The organism is Hydrogenophaga sp. FG152 (assembly GCF_057809615.1).
Window position 1 is genome coordinate 1 of record NZ_JBMDKH010000049.1, and the last position, 467, is coordinate 467.

General features: G+C 69.6%; 1 protein-coding gene. It reads left to right on the plus strand.

Features of this window, described 5'->3' with window-relative positions; translation table 11 throughout:
- Positions 1-467: electron transfer flavoprotein subunit alpha/FixB family protein (locus ACODTB_RS25795; protein ID WP_488929883.1), on the plus strand; the 467-nt coding region annotated here is incomplete at both ends.

Genomic DNA, 467 nt, shown 5'->3' on the forward strand with positions numbered 1-467 from the left:
AAGCATGTGATCACCGTGCGCACCACCGGCTTCGACCCGGCGGCGGCCACCGGCGGCAGCGCCGCCGTGGAAACCGCCACGGCCGCGGCCGATGACGGCAAGAGCAAGTTCCTGGGCAGCGAGATCGCCAAGAGCGACCGCCCCGAACTCACCGCCGCGAAGATCATCGTCTCGGGTGGCCGCGCGCTGGGCTCCGCCGAGAAGTTCAACGAGGTGATGACACCGCTGGCCGACAAGCTCGGCGCCGCCCTGGGCGCCAGCCGTGCCGCCGTGGACGCGGGTTACGCGCCCAACGACTGGCAGGTGGGCCAGACCGGCAAGATCGTCGCACCTCAGCTCTACATCGCCGCCGGCATCTCGGGCGCGATCCAGCATCTGGCCGGCATGAAGGACAGCAAGGTCATCGTGGCGATCAACAAGGACCCCGAGGCCCCGATCTTCTCGGTGGCCGACTACGGCCTGGAGGC